Source organism: Flagellimonas oceanensis (genome assembly GCF_003992595.1).
GTDB classification, from domain to species: domain Bacteria; phylum Bacteroidota; class Bacteroidia; order Flavobacteriales; family Flavobacteriaceae; genus Flagellimonas; species Flagellimonas oceanensis.
This window is the reverse complement of the sequence record NZ_RZNA01000022.1, coordinates 13,112-27,881: the sequence shown is the minus strand read 5'-3', so window position 1 is coordinate 27,881 and position 14,770 is coordinate 13,112. Positions and strand designations below refer to the sequence as shown.

Annotated in this window: 11 protein-coding genes; 7 read left to right on the top strand and 4 right to left on the bottom strand. The window is 45.0% G+C overall.

Annotation, left to right across the window (positions count from 1 at the left end):
* Window positions 1-7: 7 nt before the first annotated feature.
* The gene (locus tag EO132_RS06485) at window positions 8-679 is read left to right on the top strand and encodes a DUF6624 domain-containing protein (RefSeq protein WP_235856394.1); all 672 of its coding nucleotides are present in this window, start codon (window positions 8-10) and stop codon (window positions 677-679) included.
* A gap of 63 nt (window positions 680-742) precedes the next feature.
* Here EO132_RS06485 and EO132_RS06480 read toward each other — a convergent pair whose 3' ends face one another.
* Window positions 743-1,444, bottom strand: coding sequence for a LytR/AlgR family response regulator transcription factor (locus EO132_RS06480; protein ID WP_127137105.1), 702 nt, complete (start codon window positions 1,442-1,444; stop codon window positions 743-745).
* Complete coding sequence (locus EO132_RS06475; protein WP_127137104.1) at window positions 1,445-2,455, bottom strand: sensor histidine kinase; 1,011 nt, start codon at window positions 2,453-2,455, stop codon at window positions 1,445-1,447.
* Window positions 2,456-2,615: 160 nt separating this feature from the next.
* Between EO132_RS06475 and EO132_RS06470 the strand changes: the two genes are divergently transcribed.
* A complete protein-coding gene (locus tag EO132_RS06470; RefSeq protein WP_127137103.1) occupies window positions 2,616-4,454 on the top strand; it encodes a S41 family peptidase in 1,839 nt (612 codons plus the stop codon).
* 115 nt (window positions 4,455-4,569) lie between these two features.
* Here EO132_RS06470 and EO132_RS06465 read toward each other — a convergent pair whose 3' ends face one another.
* Window positions 4,570-5,556 carry a helix-turn-helix domain-containing protein gene (locus EO132_RS06465; RefSeq protein WP_205780327.1) on the bottom strand — a complete coding sequence of 329 codons (987 nt, stop codon included), beginning with the start codon at window positions 5,554-5,556 and terminating at the stop codon, window positions 4,570-4,572.
* A gap of 121 nt (window positions 5,557-5,677) precedes the next feature.
* Here EO132_RS06465 and EO132_RS06460 point away from each other — a divergent pair, with 121 nt between their 5' ends.
* The 5 genes from EO132_RS06460 to EO132_RS06440 all read left to right on the top strand — a co-directional run bounded on the left by EO132_RS06460 (window position 5,678) and on the right by EO132_RS06440 (window position 13,806).
* Complete coding sequence (locus EO132_RS06460; protein ID WP_127137101.1) at window positions 5,678-8,095, top strand: TonB-dependent receptor; 2,418 nt, start codon at window positions 5,678-5,680, stop codon at window positions 8,093-8,095.
* A 21-nt stretch (window positions 8,096-8,116) separates the two neighbouring features.
* Window positions 8,117-9,475 carry a hypothetical protein gene (locus EO132_RS06455; protein ID WP_127137100.1) on the top strand — a complete coding sequence of 453 codons (1,359 nt, stop codon included), beginning with the start codon at window positions 8,117-8,119 and terminating at the stop codon, window positions 9,473-9,475.
* 109 nt (window positions 9,476-9,584) lie between these two features.
* Complete coding sequence (locus tag EO132_RS06450; protein WP_205780326.1) at window positions 9,585-11,090, top strand: ankyrin repeat domain-containing protein; 1,506 nt, start codon at window positions 9,585-9,587, stop codon at window positions 11,088-11,090.
* 10 nt (window positions 11,091-11,100) lie between these two features.
* The gene (locus EO132_RS06445) at window positions 11,101-11,598 is read left to right on the top strand and encodes a DUF2271 domain-containing protein (protein ID WP_127137098.1); all 498 of its coding nucleotides are present in this window, start codon (window positions 11,101-11,103) and stop codon (window positions 11,596-11,598) included.
* Between the two features lie 12 nt (window positions 11,599-11,610).
* The gene (locus EO132_RS06440) at window positions 11,611-13,806 is read left to right on the top strand and encodes a PepSY domain-containing protein (protein ID WP_127137097.1); all 2,196 of its coding nucleotides are present in this window, start codon (window positions 11,611-11,613) and stop codon (window positions 13,804-13,806) included.
* A 296-nt stretch (window positions 13,807-14,102) separates the two neighbouring features.
* On the opposite strand, the gene pnuC is transcribed toward EO132_RS06440, so the two are convergent.
* Window positions 14,103-14,675 (bottom strand): nicotinamide riboside transporter PnuC, encoded by a 573-nt coding sequence (gene pnuC / locus EO132_RS06435; protein WP_235856396.1) that lies wholly within the window; start codon window positions 14,673-14,675, stop codon window positions 14,103-14,105.
* Window positions 14,676-14,770 lie beyond the last annotated feature (95 nt).

Sequence of the window (14,770 nt, the reverse complement as noted above, 5' to 3'; positions counted from 1 at the left end):
AATGAAGATGTTGAGAATAGCGATCCTATTGGCTGTGGCCATGTCAATGGCCTGTGACAGAAAAAGCAAACCAAAACAACAAGTCCAAGTGAAACCACAAACAGTTGATTTAGCGGCAACATTGGACACGATTTGGCGAACCGAACAAATCCCCATCAGAAAGCGCGATTCGGCATTTCATGCCTATGGCGACCAATCCAATATGTATAAAGAATATCAGTCCATCTATAAAAAGAACCATCTGATCAACGAACAAAAAGTAGCAAAGATCTTGAAGGACGGATGGCCGAGTTTGAATGAGATCGGGGAGCAGGGCAATTTGACCATTTGCAATGTGCTACAGCACAGTAGCCCCGAAACCCGTTTGAAATACCTTCCTTTAATGCGCCAAGCTGTCAAAAACAAAGAATTGAGCCCTTGGTTATTGGCAAGAACGGAAGACAGAATCGCGACGGATCGTGGGCAGCTTCAAATTTACGGGGGACAGATCAAATATTATCCCGAAACGGAATCCTTCGACGTTTGGCCCATCATAGACCCGGAAAATGTTGACAAAAAACGTGCTGAAATCGGATTGGAACCAATGGCCGAGTATTTAAAAAACAGAAGGTTCCCCTTGGAATGGAACTTGGAAGATCAGGTAAAAAGAACTGCGGAGTTTGAAACCAAAAAACATTGAATCCCATCAAACTATTGGGAAACACTCGCTGACCGACAACTCCTTTTGCAATTGCGATGGACCTCAAAATCCATTGTCCTGAATGAATTGCTTGAGTCTGTCCCGGTAGCTACTTCCCACAGGGACCTCAACATTATTGATCAACACACGTTTGCCATTGTACTGGACGATCTTGTTCAACGGAACAATATATGATTTGTGAATCCTCATGAAATCATAGGCCCTTAGACCATCTTCTATGGACTTTAAGGTCTTAAGTGCCAAACAGTGATTGTTCCCGGTGACAATCTTGGCGTAATCCTTCAGCCCTTGGATATAATCGATGTCATCTATCCGTATTTTTATGTATTCCTCACCATCCTTCACAAAAAGAGAGGGAGTAAGCTTTTCCACGTTGTCCGCACTACTTGATTTTTCAAAGCGCTCCAATGCTTTTGCAAATCGTTCAAACGCAATGGGCTTCATCAAATAATCTACGACTTCAAGATCAAAACTTTCCACGGCATATTCACTGTAAGAAGTGGTCATTATGAACTTGGTAGGGCCTTTTGAGAGTTTGACCAACTCTATTCCAGAGATATCGGGCATGGCAATGTCCGTAAAAGCAAGGTCCACCCGATGACCCTCTTTTAAGTAATTGAATGCTTCGACCGAATCGGTAAATGAACCCACCAATTCAAAATCGGGGAAACGTTCCAGGTAGTGACCGATAACATCTATGGCCAAAGGTTCATCATCGATTATCACGGTTTTGAAAAGGCTCATCTAGTCTAACTTTATTTTAAGTTTGGCTGTATAGGAATCGGAGTCGCTATGCAAGGCCAAATTTGCATGGCCGTTATATAAAAGGTCCAAACGTTGTTTTAAGTTGTTCAGCCCTTTTCCCGTTCTGTCATTTTGCTGAAAATGCTGTTTCCTGAAAACACTGTTTTTCACTGAAAATTCAAGTTCATTGCCATCAAGATCGCATTGGATGTTCACAAAAGCATCCTTGGAATTGGTATAAAACCCATGTTTGAAGGCATTTTCCACCAAAGGGATCAAAAGAAATGGCTCAATGAATCGATCTACCATCACAGCTTTGTCACTTTCAAACTCAATAGCGGCATCCTTACCAAATCGCAATTTCTCAATAGCTATGTACTTTTCGATGAAATCCAGCTCCTTTACAATGGGCACCTTGCCCTCTCCTGTATCGTCCGTCAAATAGCGCATCATTCCGGAGAGCTTCATGATATACTCGGATACGTCTTCGTTATTTTTCAATGATAGGCTGTACAAGGAATTAAACGCGTTGTACAGAAAATGTGGGTGCATCTGATTTCTGAGCAATTGCGCCTTGGCCGTGTCCAGTTCGTCCCTCAACTTTTTGTAGTTGTAGAGATCGTCCAATTTGTCCATAAAGTACAATAGCAGATAAAACAGCAATGTCCGTCCCAAAAAACCAGTAAATTGACCAAAGGTATCATCAAAGAAAATGACATCATCGGTCCTAAGGTCCTTTAGCAGGGCCAATCCCAAAAGAACCAAAGCTGAAAATATGAGATACCCCACCTTTTGCCAAAGGGAGTCCAAACGGAACACATGGAAATAAACGAGGTAAGCAATGCAGACGGCAATAAAATTCTCCATGGCATCGCTAGTGATAAAAAACAGCCAATTATCGGGCAAAAGATCAAAAGCCCTTTTGGAAAGGTACATGGCCATGACCGATATGAACCCGGTATTGAAAACTGCCTTTATCTTGTTAATCGTGGTTTCTGATAATTGCTTCATAAGATCAACGGTACATGTCCGCCAAGTAAATATAGGTAAATACCATTCAGAAAAGTCGAGTATGGGATAGGGGCTGTCTGTAATCAACCCGGTTTGGTCGATAACTTTTTTATCGGAGGTCAGGGTCGGGTACGTTTGTGGAAATTTTAAGATTGAAAAAATGAAATCCTATTTCTCTCTGCTCATGTTTTTGCTATTCACTTCCGTTTCATTAGGCCAAACATTGAATTTGGAAAAAGCCTCTCCATTTACAGCCGTTAAATGGACCGATGAAGATCAACCTATGGTAAAGTTCAAGGATGAATGGTTCACTTTGGTAAAATTGGACAACCATACGACCAAAGAGCTCTTGGATTTTTGCAAAAAGGAGTTCGATGATAAATGGCAAAAACGATTTTCGGAAGATTTGATCGAAGTTTTGACCAAAATGGGTACGCCGCCCAGCCAAAAAGTAGCACTCGTCCTTGAAAAGGACTCAAATCAAATCCAAGTTACGGGAACCTATTCCCTGGAGAACAGACAAAAGGTATATCTGTACAATCAAGAGCGTAGAAAAAGGAAGGCACTTAAAAATATGACGTATTCCCAAGCAGTTGAGGACATCGATCAGTTTTACGGAATTCTCCAAGGAAAATCCTCCTATATCCATTTAACGGATTACGACATGAAAACTGCCATTGATTCCCTGAAGGCCAGGATCATTTCAACATCCATGGATAGCGTGGGCATCAATTACCTCACACATGAATTGGCAAAAATAATGGCCGAAATCGGAGATCGCCATTCCAGTGTGAAAAATGAATGGTTTGAAAGGAAGAACCATGCAACCCATAACCTGCAATTGCCTTTTTCCATGGCTCCGCTAAACAACAAAACGATTGCTCTACGGGCTACAGAGGTTGATGGCAATTATGAATATCTGCATGGGGATTTCCCCTTTGTAAGGTCGATCAACGGAATCCCCATGGAGGTTTTCATCGATTCCATGGCATATAGGTCCAGAAAGGCCCCAAAACAGGCTAAACTTTCCAGGGGACTTTTGGAGGTGCAGCAGCTTGGAGACCTTTATTTTAAAAACAACCTGGAACCACCGGCAAAAATTGAAACTGTTTTTACCAATGGCCAGACAGATATCACGGAAACGATCAATTTGGTCAACACCCCGCTAGGATATGAATCCCATATTGAGCGGAACATTCATCACAATGGCATGGACATAGCCAAGGGAAATTTTCAAGGCATCTTCAAATTGCTAAAAGGCGACATAGGCTACTTTTCAATCCCACAAATGTTCAGTTTTGATGATGTGCCCGGATTGGAAGCACACCTTGATTCTGTCTTGGGCAATTTACCCAACACCAAGGCCCTTATTGTTGACCTTCGGTTCAATCCAGGGGGAACCAGAGATCTGATACAAAAATTTGCTGGGCATATCATTCCTGAATCCCACTCCCCATGGGTCGCCAATGTGGCCTACTTGAGAACGAACAAAAGAGAGACCGTTCATAGCTCAATGTCCAACCGATTATTATATACATATGACTCCAACCACTTCGATGATTTGGACAGAAAGGCAATTGATGAATTTTCCAAGAGCTTTGCAACGGAAAGGGGATTCGACTCTTCAAAGTTCAGTCAGCCCCATTATATGGTCCTGAAAAGTGGAGCTCCAGATTACAAGCATCCTATCTACATACTGGTCAACGAACACAGTTTCAGTGCCGCTTCCGTTTTTGCCAGCGCCTTTAAGGGCTTGCCCAATGTCAACATTGTGGGTGTGACAACGGATGGCTCCAGCGGAAACTCAAAAAGGATCCATTTGAAAAATTCCAACATACGGCTCAGGGTCTCAACCATGCTTTCCTTTCAAAGAAATGGAAAAACATTGGATGGCAACGGTACAGAACCGGACATGCCTATCCCGGTAAAAGTCGAACAAGCTTTGCATGGGACCGATGTCCAATTGCATCAACTTATGGAAACGATCAATGATATGTGAGTTCGGTCCATTTTAAAATGTTCATGGTCGGTAACGTATCAATCCGCACATCACGATGAAAATCAATGGGCCCATCCATCTTACCGCCCTTTGATCAAAGTAGGTAAGCAGGAAATCACCTTTTGAGTTCACTCGGCAAATAGCCCAGTGTCCGCTTAAAGGCCTTGGTGAAATGTTGTGGGTTTGAATACCCTACTTCATGTGCGGCCTGCGCTATCGTCAGACATTTGTTCACGATCAGATCACTGGCGGTCTCCATTCGTAGTTTGGTAATGTATTTGAAAATGGTGGTACCATATACGCGTTTGAAATCCCGTTTCAACTTTGAACTATTGAAACCTGCCACAACTGTAAGTTCAGGGATATTCAATCCCCTGTTCAAGTTGGTTTCAATATACAGCTCCACCATATGCAAACGGTCCAAATCGGATTGGGGCAGACCAATCCTTGGACCCGGGTTGTTTTTACCATTCGCATCGAGCAAAAGTTCCAACAATAGGGTCGTGATCTTCGATTCCAAATAGGTCCTCTTTAATTGGCCACTGAACGGGCAGGCTATGATCTGCTCGATTGTACGGCCCAATTCCGGTGTTATCGGTCTCGGCTGTTTCCAGAACACACATGGTCTTCCCTGTTCAATGGCACCATCAATCTTTCGCAAAACCTGTCCGTACTTTTGACCTACCAACTTTTCTATCAGGCCCGAGGTGAAAAAAAGCTCCAAGGTTCGTCTGGGGGTTCCCGTATATTGGAGAAGACCGTTGGTCAATGGCAGATAGAACATGTTATATTGAAAATCCCCTATCCTTAACAGAGGTCTTTTTCTTTCAAAGGGAGTATAGGTATAGCTGCCCGTGATCTCAAAATGCAGGGCGAACATGGAAAAATCATTGGACACCTCAATGTGATAACCTTTAGGGGCAATGATATCCTTATGTACCATGAAAATCCCATCCAATTGGGTTTCATGGATCGTCCCCGAAACGCCCTTTGAATTGATTTCAATCCGGTTCTCAATCAACTTACCGGTAAAAAAGTCTTTGGGGTATTTCCTTTGATAAATACTGTCCTCGAACAAATCACTTTTTAAGACCGACTGCATTTCTTCCATTTGCGTACTTAAAACTTCCTTTTGCGGTATTGCCCAACCAACTTCCGCCCTAGATTTGCAAACCTAACTTATTTAGATTAAATCTTAATAAAAATAATAATTAATTACAGGAATGGGCAGGAATTTTTTCATCATCTTCTTTTTTGGCGCCTTACTCTCACATGCACAGAATACAAAAGACAGCGCTATTTTCGGTAAAATCACTGCAGAAGATGGCAGCCCGCTGGCATACGCCACGGTACTGATAGAGGGGACAAAGTTCGGTTCCTTGACCGACGAACAGGGCAATTTCGAGATCATTGCACCCTATGGACAACATAAGGTTGCCGTTTCTTTCATCGGTTATCAAAAAACTTACAGGAACATTGAGACAAGTGCCGGGAACAATAGGGTAGAATTGAATTTTGTCCTTCGAGAGAACACCGAAACCCTGGACGGGGTGACAGTTAACGGCAAGTCCAGGAAAACCGTGCTGGAAACCGAGGGGTTTGCAGTGAATGCCGTGGAGACCAAGGAAGCCGGTTTACGAAACATACAGGCCAACGAATTGTTGAATACCACTGTGGGGGTCAAAATACGTCAAAATGGTGGGTTGGGTTCCAATGTTGAATACTCCTTGAATGGACTCTCCGGGAATGCGGTTCGCATCTTCATTGATGGTATTCCCATCTCAACCTATGGGTCTTCGTTCAACTTGAACAGTATCCCGCCATCCATGATCAAACAAATCGAGGTATACAAAGGTGTCGTCCCAGGTCACCTTGCCGATGACGCATTGGGGGGCGCCATCAACATCCAATTGCATCAAGAGGCAAAAAACAACTTCAATGCCTCCGTTTCCTATGGATCGTTCAACACATTCCAGGCCAATGCAAACGGTACATACCGCTTTGATGGGTCTGGTTTCACGGTAAAGGCATCCCTTTTCCACAATTATTCCGACAATGATTACAAAGTTTCGGGCAGAAGTGTTGTCGTAACCGGCATTGGTGGGGTTCAGACACCCATAACCGCGAGGCGTTTCAACGATGCATATAGATCCACCGGTGGTATGGCACAGGTTGGTTTCACCGATGTAACATGGGCCGATCAGTTTTTTGTCGGGATTACCGGTTCCGATGACTACAAAGAAGTCCAGCATGGGGCATTCATGACCATTACCCCCTACAAGGACAGGTTCATGGAATCCGATGCCCTCTTGGCCAACCTTACCTATCGCAAGACCGATCTGTTTACCAAAGGTCTGGACCTGAACGTACACGGTTTGTACGGAAAACGCAACAGGGCCGTGAACGATACAGTGGCCTGGGCCTACGGTTGGGACGGGGAAAGGGCCATTGACTTTAGGGGGGATGAATACCGGTACTCTTGGGGGTCACAGCAAGAAGGAGGCCCCACACTGGCCAAGATCGAACGCAATGTGGCATCCATTCGCTCTGGGCTGTCCTACTCCATCAACAACAACCACAAAATTTTATTGAACCATGTATTCAGTAGTATCGACAGGGAAGACAGCGATGAACTGCGGTCCGTTCTGGAAAACACATTTTCCGGAACCCGTGACCTGCGAAAGAACATCTTTTCCCTGACATATGAACTGAGTGCCTTTGAGAACCGATTGAAGACAAGCCTCTTTGGCAAGCACTATCAACAAAAAACGATCAGTTCAGATCCTGCCATTGAAACGGATGCGGAAGGAAACAACCAGGTGGTGGATGAAGTGGTGAGCAGCAACAAGGAATATGATGGGTACGGTTTTGCACTGTCCTATGCACTTTTGCCCAACATAACACTTTTGACATCGGCCGAGAAAGCCGTACGCCTTCCCAACGAAACGGAAATATTCGGTAACGATGGGGACAATGTTGTGGCCAATTCAAGCATTGATCCGGAACAGAGCAACAATTACAACCTTGGATTTCGCTTGGGGACCTTTTCCATCAAAAAACACGATTTCAGTGTCTCCACCAACTTCTTTACCAGAAACATCAAGGACAGGATCGGTCTGCCCATTGAAACATCCCTCAACGTGGACGATGAGCTTATTCTCTATGTGAATCAAGGGAGCGGTACCTCAAGGGGATTCGATGTACAATTCGATTATACCCACAACAACAATTTTGGGGTCAACTTCAATCTTTCCCGTTTCGATTTGACCGTTGAGAACAGGGGTGTGGAAATCGATGTACCCAACACCCCGTTCTTCACCATGAACGGAAGTGCCAGGTATTCCTTCAGGGATGTGATACAAAAGAATTCAAGACTCAACCTGTTCTACACCATGTACTTTACGGGGGAGTTTTCCTATTTGGTCCCGCAGGGCTCCAATACCGTAGGGGATGACTTTTTTAAAGTACCTGAACAATTGGCTCAGGATATTGGGCTTAGCTACACCTTCCCCAACAATAGGTTCATTATGAGCTTTGACATCAAAAACATATTTGACAAACCTGTATATGACAACCTTTCCGTTCAAAAGCCGGGAAGGGCTTTCTACCTGAAATTAAACTATATAATCAATTCCATTTAATCACTTAAAATATCATTTGAAATGAAACGTAAATTTTTGAACATTAAATTTTTAGCATCTGTTTTTATGATAGTTGCGCTTTGTGCCTCATGCAGTAGTGACGACAACGGGGGCACTACACCTCCCGGCGATGGCGATGGCGATGGCGAACCAGTGGAAGAAACAAGGTGGATCACTGTTGCCGCGGCCAGAATGGGGGAAAACCCAGGTGACGGAAACGGGGGAACATTGATCTATGCCATTGACAGCGAAGATGCAAAAGATCCAACCATATCCGTTGAGCCCTTTGACAATGGGTTCATCGTTCCATCCAACAGAACAGCCAGACTACAGTCCTCCGAGGACGGGAACACCATCTTCAATATCAGCTATGCCGGGGATACCGGTGGCAATTACACCAAGTACACTGTGGAAGGTGGTCAGGATTTTGCACAGACGGGAACGGAAATCAGTATTGCCCCTTACGTGGGATCGGCCCCAAGATGGATCAAATTGTTCGATGGCGACCAGACCGGCTCGGCCGTATATGTTTCCACGGAACATCAATTCGATGAAGAGGGCAATTACCTTCGTACCGAAGCGACCATGGGTGTTCTGACCCTGGATTTGGCCAATTCACAGATCAATGAGTTCCAAGAGCACAGTATCGCCCTAAGCGCAGAAGAAGAGGCCAATGGTTACTATATATCGAGAATCGATATGCCCGTACTGAACGATGCCGGGGACAAACTTTATATCGGCGCTCGATTGAGCAAGGTGGACCCTGAAACTGCTGAAAGGGACAGTGATTATGAGATTTTGGGATCTAAGACCATAGTATTGGACTACCCATCACTGTTGAACCCATCCGTGATCACATCCACTGTGGGACATGGCAATACGAACGGATACCGCAGTATCAATGCATTTCTTTACAACGGAAGCGTCTATCAGGCCAACCAAGGGGACCCAGAAGGCTCCCACATCCTAAAAATAGATGCGGACAACCAATACGACGACTCCTATGATTTCAATTTGGACGAGGCCTTGGGTGTGGAAGACGCCTACATACTGGCCTGGAGGCCAGCCTCAAACGGAAAAGCAGTCTTGGCGTACCGCCATGCAGGTTCCGCTGAAGGTGTCGCAGGGGCACAAGGGTTTTTCGCATTGATCGATCTAGAGGCGCAAACTGCTGAAAGGATCGATGCCATTCCTTATGACCCGGACTTTTACCTGTTCCAATATCAAGGTTTCGTGGTCGATGGAACGGAAATTTATGTGACCCAGGCACCTGTTGGGGAAAACGGAAACATTTACGTGATCGATACCGAAACCGGTGAGGTCATCCAAGGTGCTGAATTGGTCAATGTGGAAGGAAGCCATTTTATCGGCACCTTCTAAACCTTTGCAGCTTCATTTTGAAGATTTAGGCTCTGTGGGGGTAATTACCCCCACAGAGTTTTTCCACTACGGGAACAATTCCATTCGAAAAATCCAAAAAGAATCAAAAATGAAAATACATACCATACAATCCATCGTTCTCGGAACCATGGTCCTGATGGCCTCCGCCACCGGTGCCGCCCAGGAAATTGATGACAATCCATTCATGGATAGGGAATATTGGGCCTCACACCCAAGCATCGACGACATTGACGTCAAGATCGCCGAGGGACACTCCATTACCGAAGCCAACCGAGGTGGGTTCGACCCAACGACCTTTGCCATTTTTTCCGGAAATCCGGTGGCCACAATCCATCACCTTATTGAAAACGGCAATGATGTCAACAAACGCACGCACGATTCTAGGACCTATATCTTTTGGGCAGCGTCCAGAGGAGACCTAAAGATCATGAAATACTTGGTCAAAAAAGGGGCCCGAACGGATTTGAAAGATTCCCATGGATACTCCTTGACCCAATTTACGGCCGCAGGGGGACAAACCGATCCGGAAATCTATGATTTCCTTATCGAAAACGGGGCCGACCTGAAGAATGAAAAAGACCATGATGGCCGCAATGTACTGTTGGTGGCCGCTCCAAGGGCTAAAAACCTTGATCTCATTGACTATTTCGTACGTAAAGGACTTAGCCTTCATTCAACGGATGATCACGGAAACGGCATATTCAACATTGCCGCCCAAGGTGGAAATATCGATGTATTGAAAGCTCTTGTATCCAGAGGGGTTTCCACCGAAAAAAACACAAAAACCAATGAAAACGCCATTCTTTTCGCCAGTAGAGGCGGCCGAGGGACCGGTAATGGCATTGAGGTTTTCAAATATCTCGAAGGGCTTGGACTCGATGCCAACATTACTTCCCGGGAAGGCACAACACCTTTGCACAACCTTTCCCGATCCTCAGACAATCTGGCCATCTACGCACATTTCATCGACAAGGGCGTTGATCCCAACGCAGCCGATAACCAGGGAAACACCCCCTTATTGAACGCTGCCGTGCGAAACAATTTGAAAGTGATCGAATATCTGGCAGAAAAAACGGATAACATCAACCATACGAACCAAGAAGGGCACTCCGCATTAACGTTGGCCATACAGAACAACAGTGCGCAGGTTGTAAACCACTTGATCTCCAAAGGGGCCAAAACCAATGTATTGGACAACGAGGGATACAATTTGGCCTACTATCTTTTTGCCACACGCGGCAACCCTCGCGATTTTGATGAGAAAGTCGAGGCAATGCGCAAGACGGGGTTTGATTTTAACGAGCGTCAAGCGGACAAGAGTACCATCTGGCATTTGGCCATCGCCAAAAACAATTTGGGATTGCTGAAAAAGGTCGAAGGTTTTGGTGCGGACATCAATGCAAAAGACGGTCAAGGAAACACGGTTTTGCATTATGCCGCCATGAAATCCAGTAATACCGAGATACTAAAGTATTTGATCGCCAAAGGCGCCGATCTCACCGCCACTACCGATTTTGGAGAAACCGCATACGATTTGGCCCAAGAGAATGAATTGTTGGCCAGCAACAACGCAAGCCTGGACTTTCTCAATTAATCCAACAACCATGAAAAGAAAAACAAACAGATTACCTTCACTCTTTACAATAGCCTTGATTTTTTTATGTTCATCTTCCTTTGTGCGAATACCATCAACGGTATCCTACAAGTGTATGATACAAATGGCCAACTATTCAGGCGAAAAAGCGTATGTCGTGGTTTCCCTGATCGATGAACAAGGCAATTATGTCAAGACTTTGTATGTACAGGGGGACGATCCGGAATGGTTCCCGGACCTTAAGCAATGGTGGGCTTTCAGCCATGGGGCCAATGAAAACATAGACGCCGTCACAGGTGCTACCGTGGGCAATGGGGAAAGGAACATCATCTCTTTGGCCGTGGATTCATCCCAGGTGGACAACGGTCACAAAATACGATTTGAATCCGCAGTAGAAAACCAAGAATACTACACCGTGGATGCAGAGATAGCCCTCAACTCATCAACCATTAGGAACAAGGTAGAAGGAAAGGGGTACATCCGTTATATACGAATGGTTCCAAATTGATATCAATCCCCTATGGTTCTTTCGGTATGGCGCTATTGCCATTTGATTCTGGCTATTGTATCTTCTTTGTTTTTGCTGGTCGCATCGGTTACAGGGGTTATCCTGGCGGTAGAGCCCATATCGAACAAAGCACGTCCATACCGTATTGATGGTGCGGACGGGCTTACATTGACCGAGACACTGACTAACCTTAATGCCGAATACGATGAAATTCTTTCCATTTCACGTGATCGTAATGGTTTTGTCAGCGTCTCGGCCATTATTGATGGTAATGACGAACGATTTTATGTCGACCCATTCAGCGGGGAAAGATTGGGAGCACTTATTGAGAGGGCCCCTATCTTTCAGTTCAGTACCAGTTTACACCGTTCCTTGTTCCTCAAAACACCTGGTCGTCTGCTCATCGGATCGACATCCCTATTGCTGGTCCTGATCGCTGTGTCCGGCATTGTTCTGATTGCCAAAAGACAAGGGGGCATCAGGTACTTTTTCGCCCCTGTGGTACACGAAAACTTTTCACAGTTCAACCATGTGGTATTCTCCCGTATAACCTTATTGCCCATTGTCATCCTCTCCCTATCTGGCGTTTACCTGTCCCTGCTCCGTTTCAACCTGATACCACAGGAACAAATGGTGCACAAGGTGGATTATGAATCGTTGACGGACATGCCGAACAAATCCCTCCAAGAGTATGCCCTGCTCAACAACACCTACCTGGGAGAGCTAAGGGAGTTGGAATATCCATTTTCGGAATTTGTGGAGGACTACTATACCCTCCGCCTTAAGGACAGGGAGATTCTAATGAACCAATTCAATGGGGAGGTCATTACCGAAAAGAAATATCCATTCGCGGCCATTGCTTCCTCTTGGGCGACGGTTCTGCACACTGGGGAAGGCAGCATTGTTTGGAGCGGCATTTTAGGCCTTGGTAGCCTGTCCGTTCCCTTCTTGATCATCACCGGTTTTATCATTTACTTTAAGAGGCCCAGAATCCGAATCAAGAACAACCATGCCAAAAATGACTGTGACCATATTATATTGGTCGGGACAGAGGGGGGCACCACATTGCAATACGCCCAAGAATTCCACAGGCAATTGCTGAAGGCCGGAACTAAGAGTTTCCTGGGCTTGATGAACGACTATGGCGAGTTCAAAACAATGAGCCACCTCACGATTTTTACCGCTACCTATGGCCAGGGGGAAGCGCCCGCGAGCGCCAATCGGTTTCTCGAATTATTGAAAAAAACACCACAGAACCGCCCCTTTACCTATTCCATTGTCGGATTTGGATCCACGGCCTATCCTAATTATTGCCAATTTGCCCATGAAGCATTCGGGGCCTTGAAAAGCCTCCCAAAATCAAGTGCCATGGAAGGGGTTCACACCGTGAACGACCAATCCTTCGAGTCTTTTTCAAATTGGGCAAACCGTTGGGCTCCCACAATGGGCTTGACACTCCAGCTTGAAAAACCAAAGATTTCACTTACCAAAAACCGGGTCTCAGATTTTGAGGTGATCCATAGGTCTGAGCTCGAAGGGGGAAGCGCCTTTCTACTCACGCTAAGGGATGTGAAAGGCAGAAGAGCGGTCTCGGGCGACCTCCTATCCATAACGCCGAAAGAAGATGGGCGCGAGCGTCTTTACTCCATTGGCCACTTTGGAAAGAACACATTGGCGATCAGTGTCAAAAAACATCCCAACGGGATTTGTTCCAATCTTTTGGGTCAGCTCGAGGAAGGTCAGGTTTTGAGCGCGGCAGTGGCCAAAAACAGACATTTCCACTTGCCCAACAACACAAAGGATGTCGTGCTCATAGCAACGGGTACGGGCATCGGACCTTTTTTGGGGATGATCGCCACCAATACCCCCAAACGGAAAATGCACTTGTACTGGGGGGGTAGAACACCTGAATCATTCGAGCTTTACCGACCTTATATTGATGAGGCAAAGCGCAGAAAAAGACTTCAAAGCTTTTCCCCTGCTTATTCCCGTGCACAGACCGAAAAGGTCTATGTACAACATTTGATAAAAAAAGATGGGGACAAAGTTGCCAGAACCCTAAACAAAGGGGGGTATGCTATGATCTGTGGTTCTATCGCCATGCAGCGTGAAGTCATGAGCGAACTGAAAAGCATTTGCAAATACCACTTGGCAAGGGATTTGAGTTACTATCAGAACAAAGGTCAGATCAAAATGGACTGCTATTGACACTAATTGATTCGGAAATCAAAAGTGGCAAAAAAAATCGAACCTTTTTCCCGCCCTTGGTTTTATTTGGGCTATCACTTATTGATTTCAAAATATTGCCGACTTGTGAACTTTTGTAAGCGGTTAATCCTTCATGATTGCAAATATCCTTAAACCGGCACATAAAGCTGATCATAAGAGTTAATGTTATGGTATATCCGTAGTCCTCCTCCCTTGTCATGAAAGTATTCTTTACCAATTGTAGTTTGCTCAATGGAATTCTCAGTGGGAAGTCAATATCCAAACAAGTCCATTTCTCAGGTTTTCACAAGTTTGTCCTCGCCGCTATTGTTCATTCTTTTTTTCCACCTGACGTATGCAGAAATACCAATGGCCAAAAATACGGCGGTCAGGCCAGCAAAAATGTACAAACCCCTGTACACAAAAAGAGGGACTGCCATCAAACCGCCAATATTGAGATAAATCCAACTCTCTATGTTGTTTTTGGCCATCAACCACATACCCGTAAAGGCAAAAGCGCAAACCATCGCATACCAATAGGGCTCCACGGAGTTAGTATGCTGACGTAGTACATATGAAAAGAAACAAAGACAGCACATAACGATCAGGTTAGAAACCCTATGCTCATGGCAGGTAGAATATGTAATCGAAGATGCCCATTGTCCTTTTCTTTTGACCCAACTAATCCAACCGTAAATGATTACGCACAAAAAAACAAGTGTCATCAAAATCTCTCCATACAATCGAGATTCCCAAAAAAGCCACATATGGATTAAAATGGAACAAATTCCAAAAAGGTAATTAATGTAATTGCCTTGCCTTGCCAAATAAGCTTGGATTACAAAAAAGATGAACCCAAGGAATGGCATCAAATACAGTTCAGCGTATGGCTCCATTTTAATTAAACTTCCGACCAAACCTGCTATCACACTTGGAAAATCAAGACTCCATTATGTTGACGAAC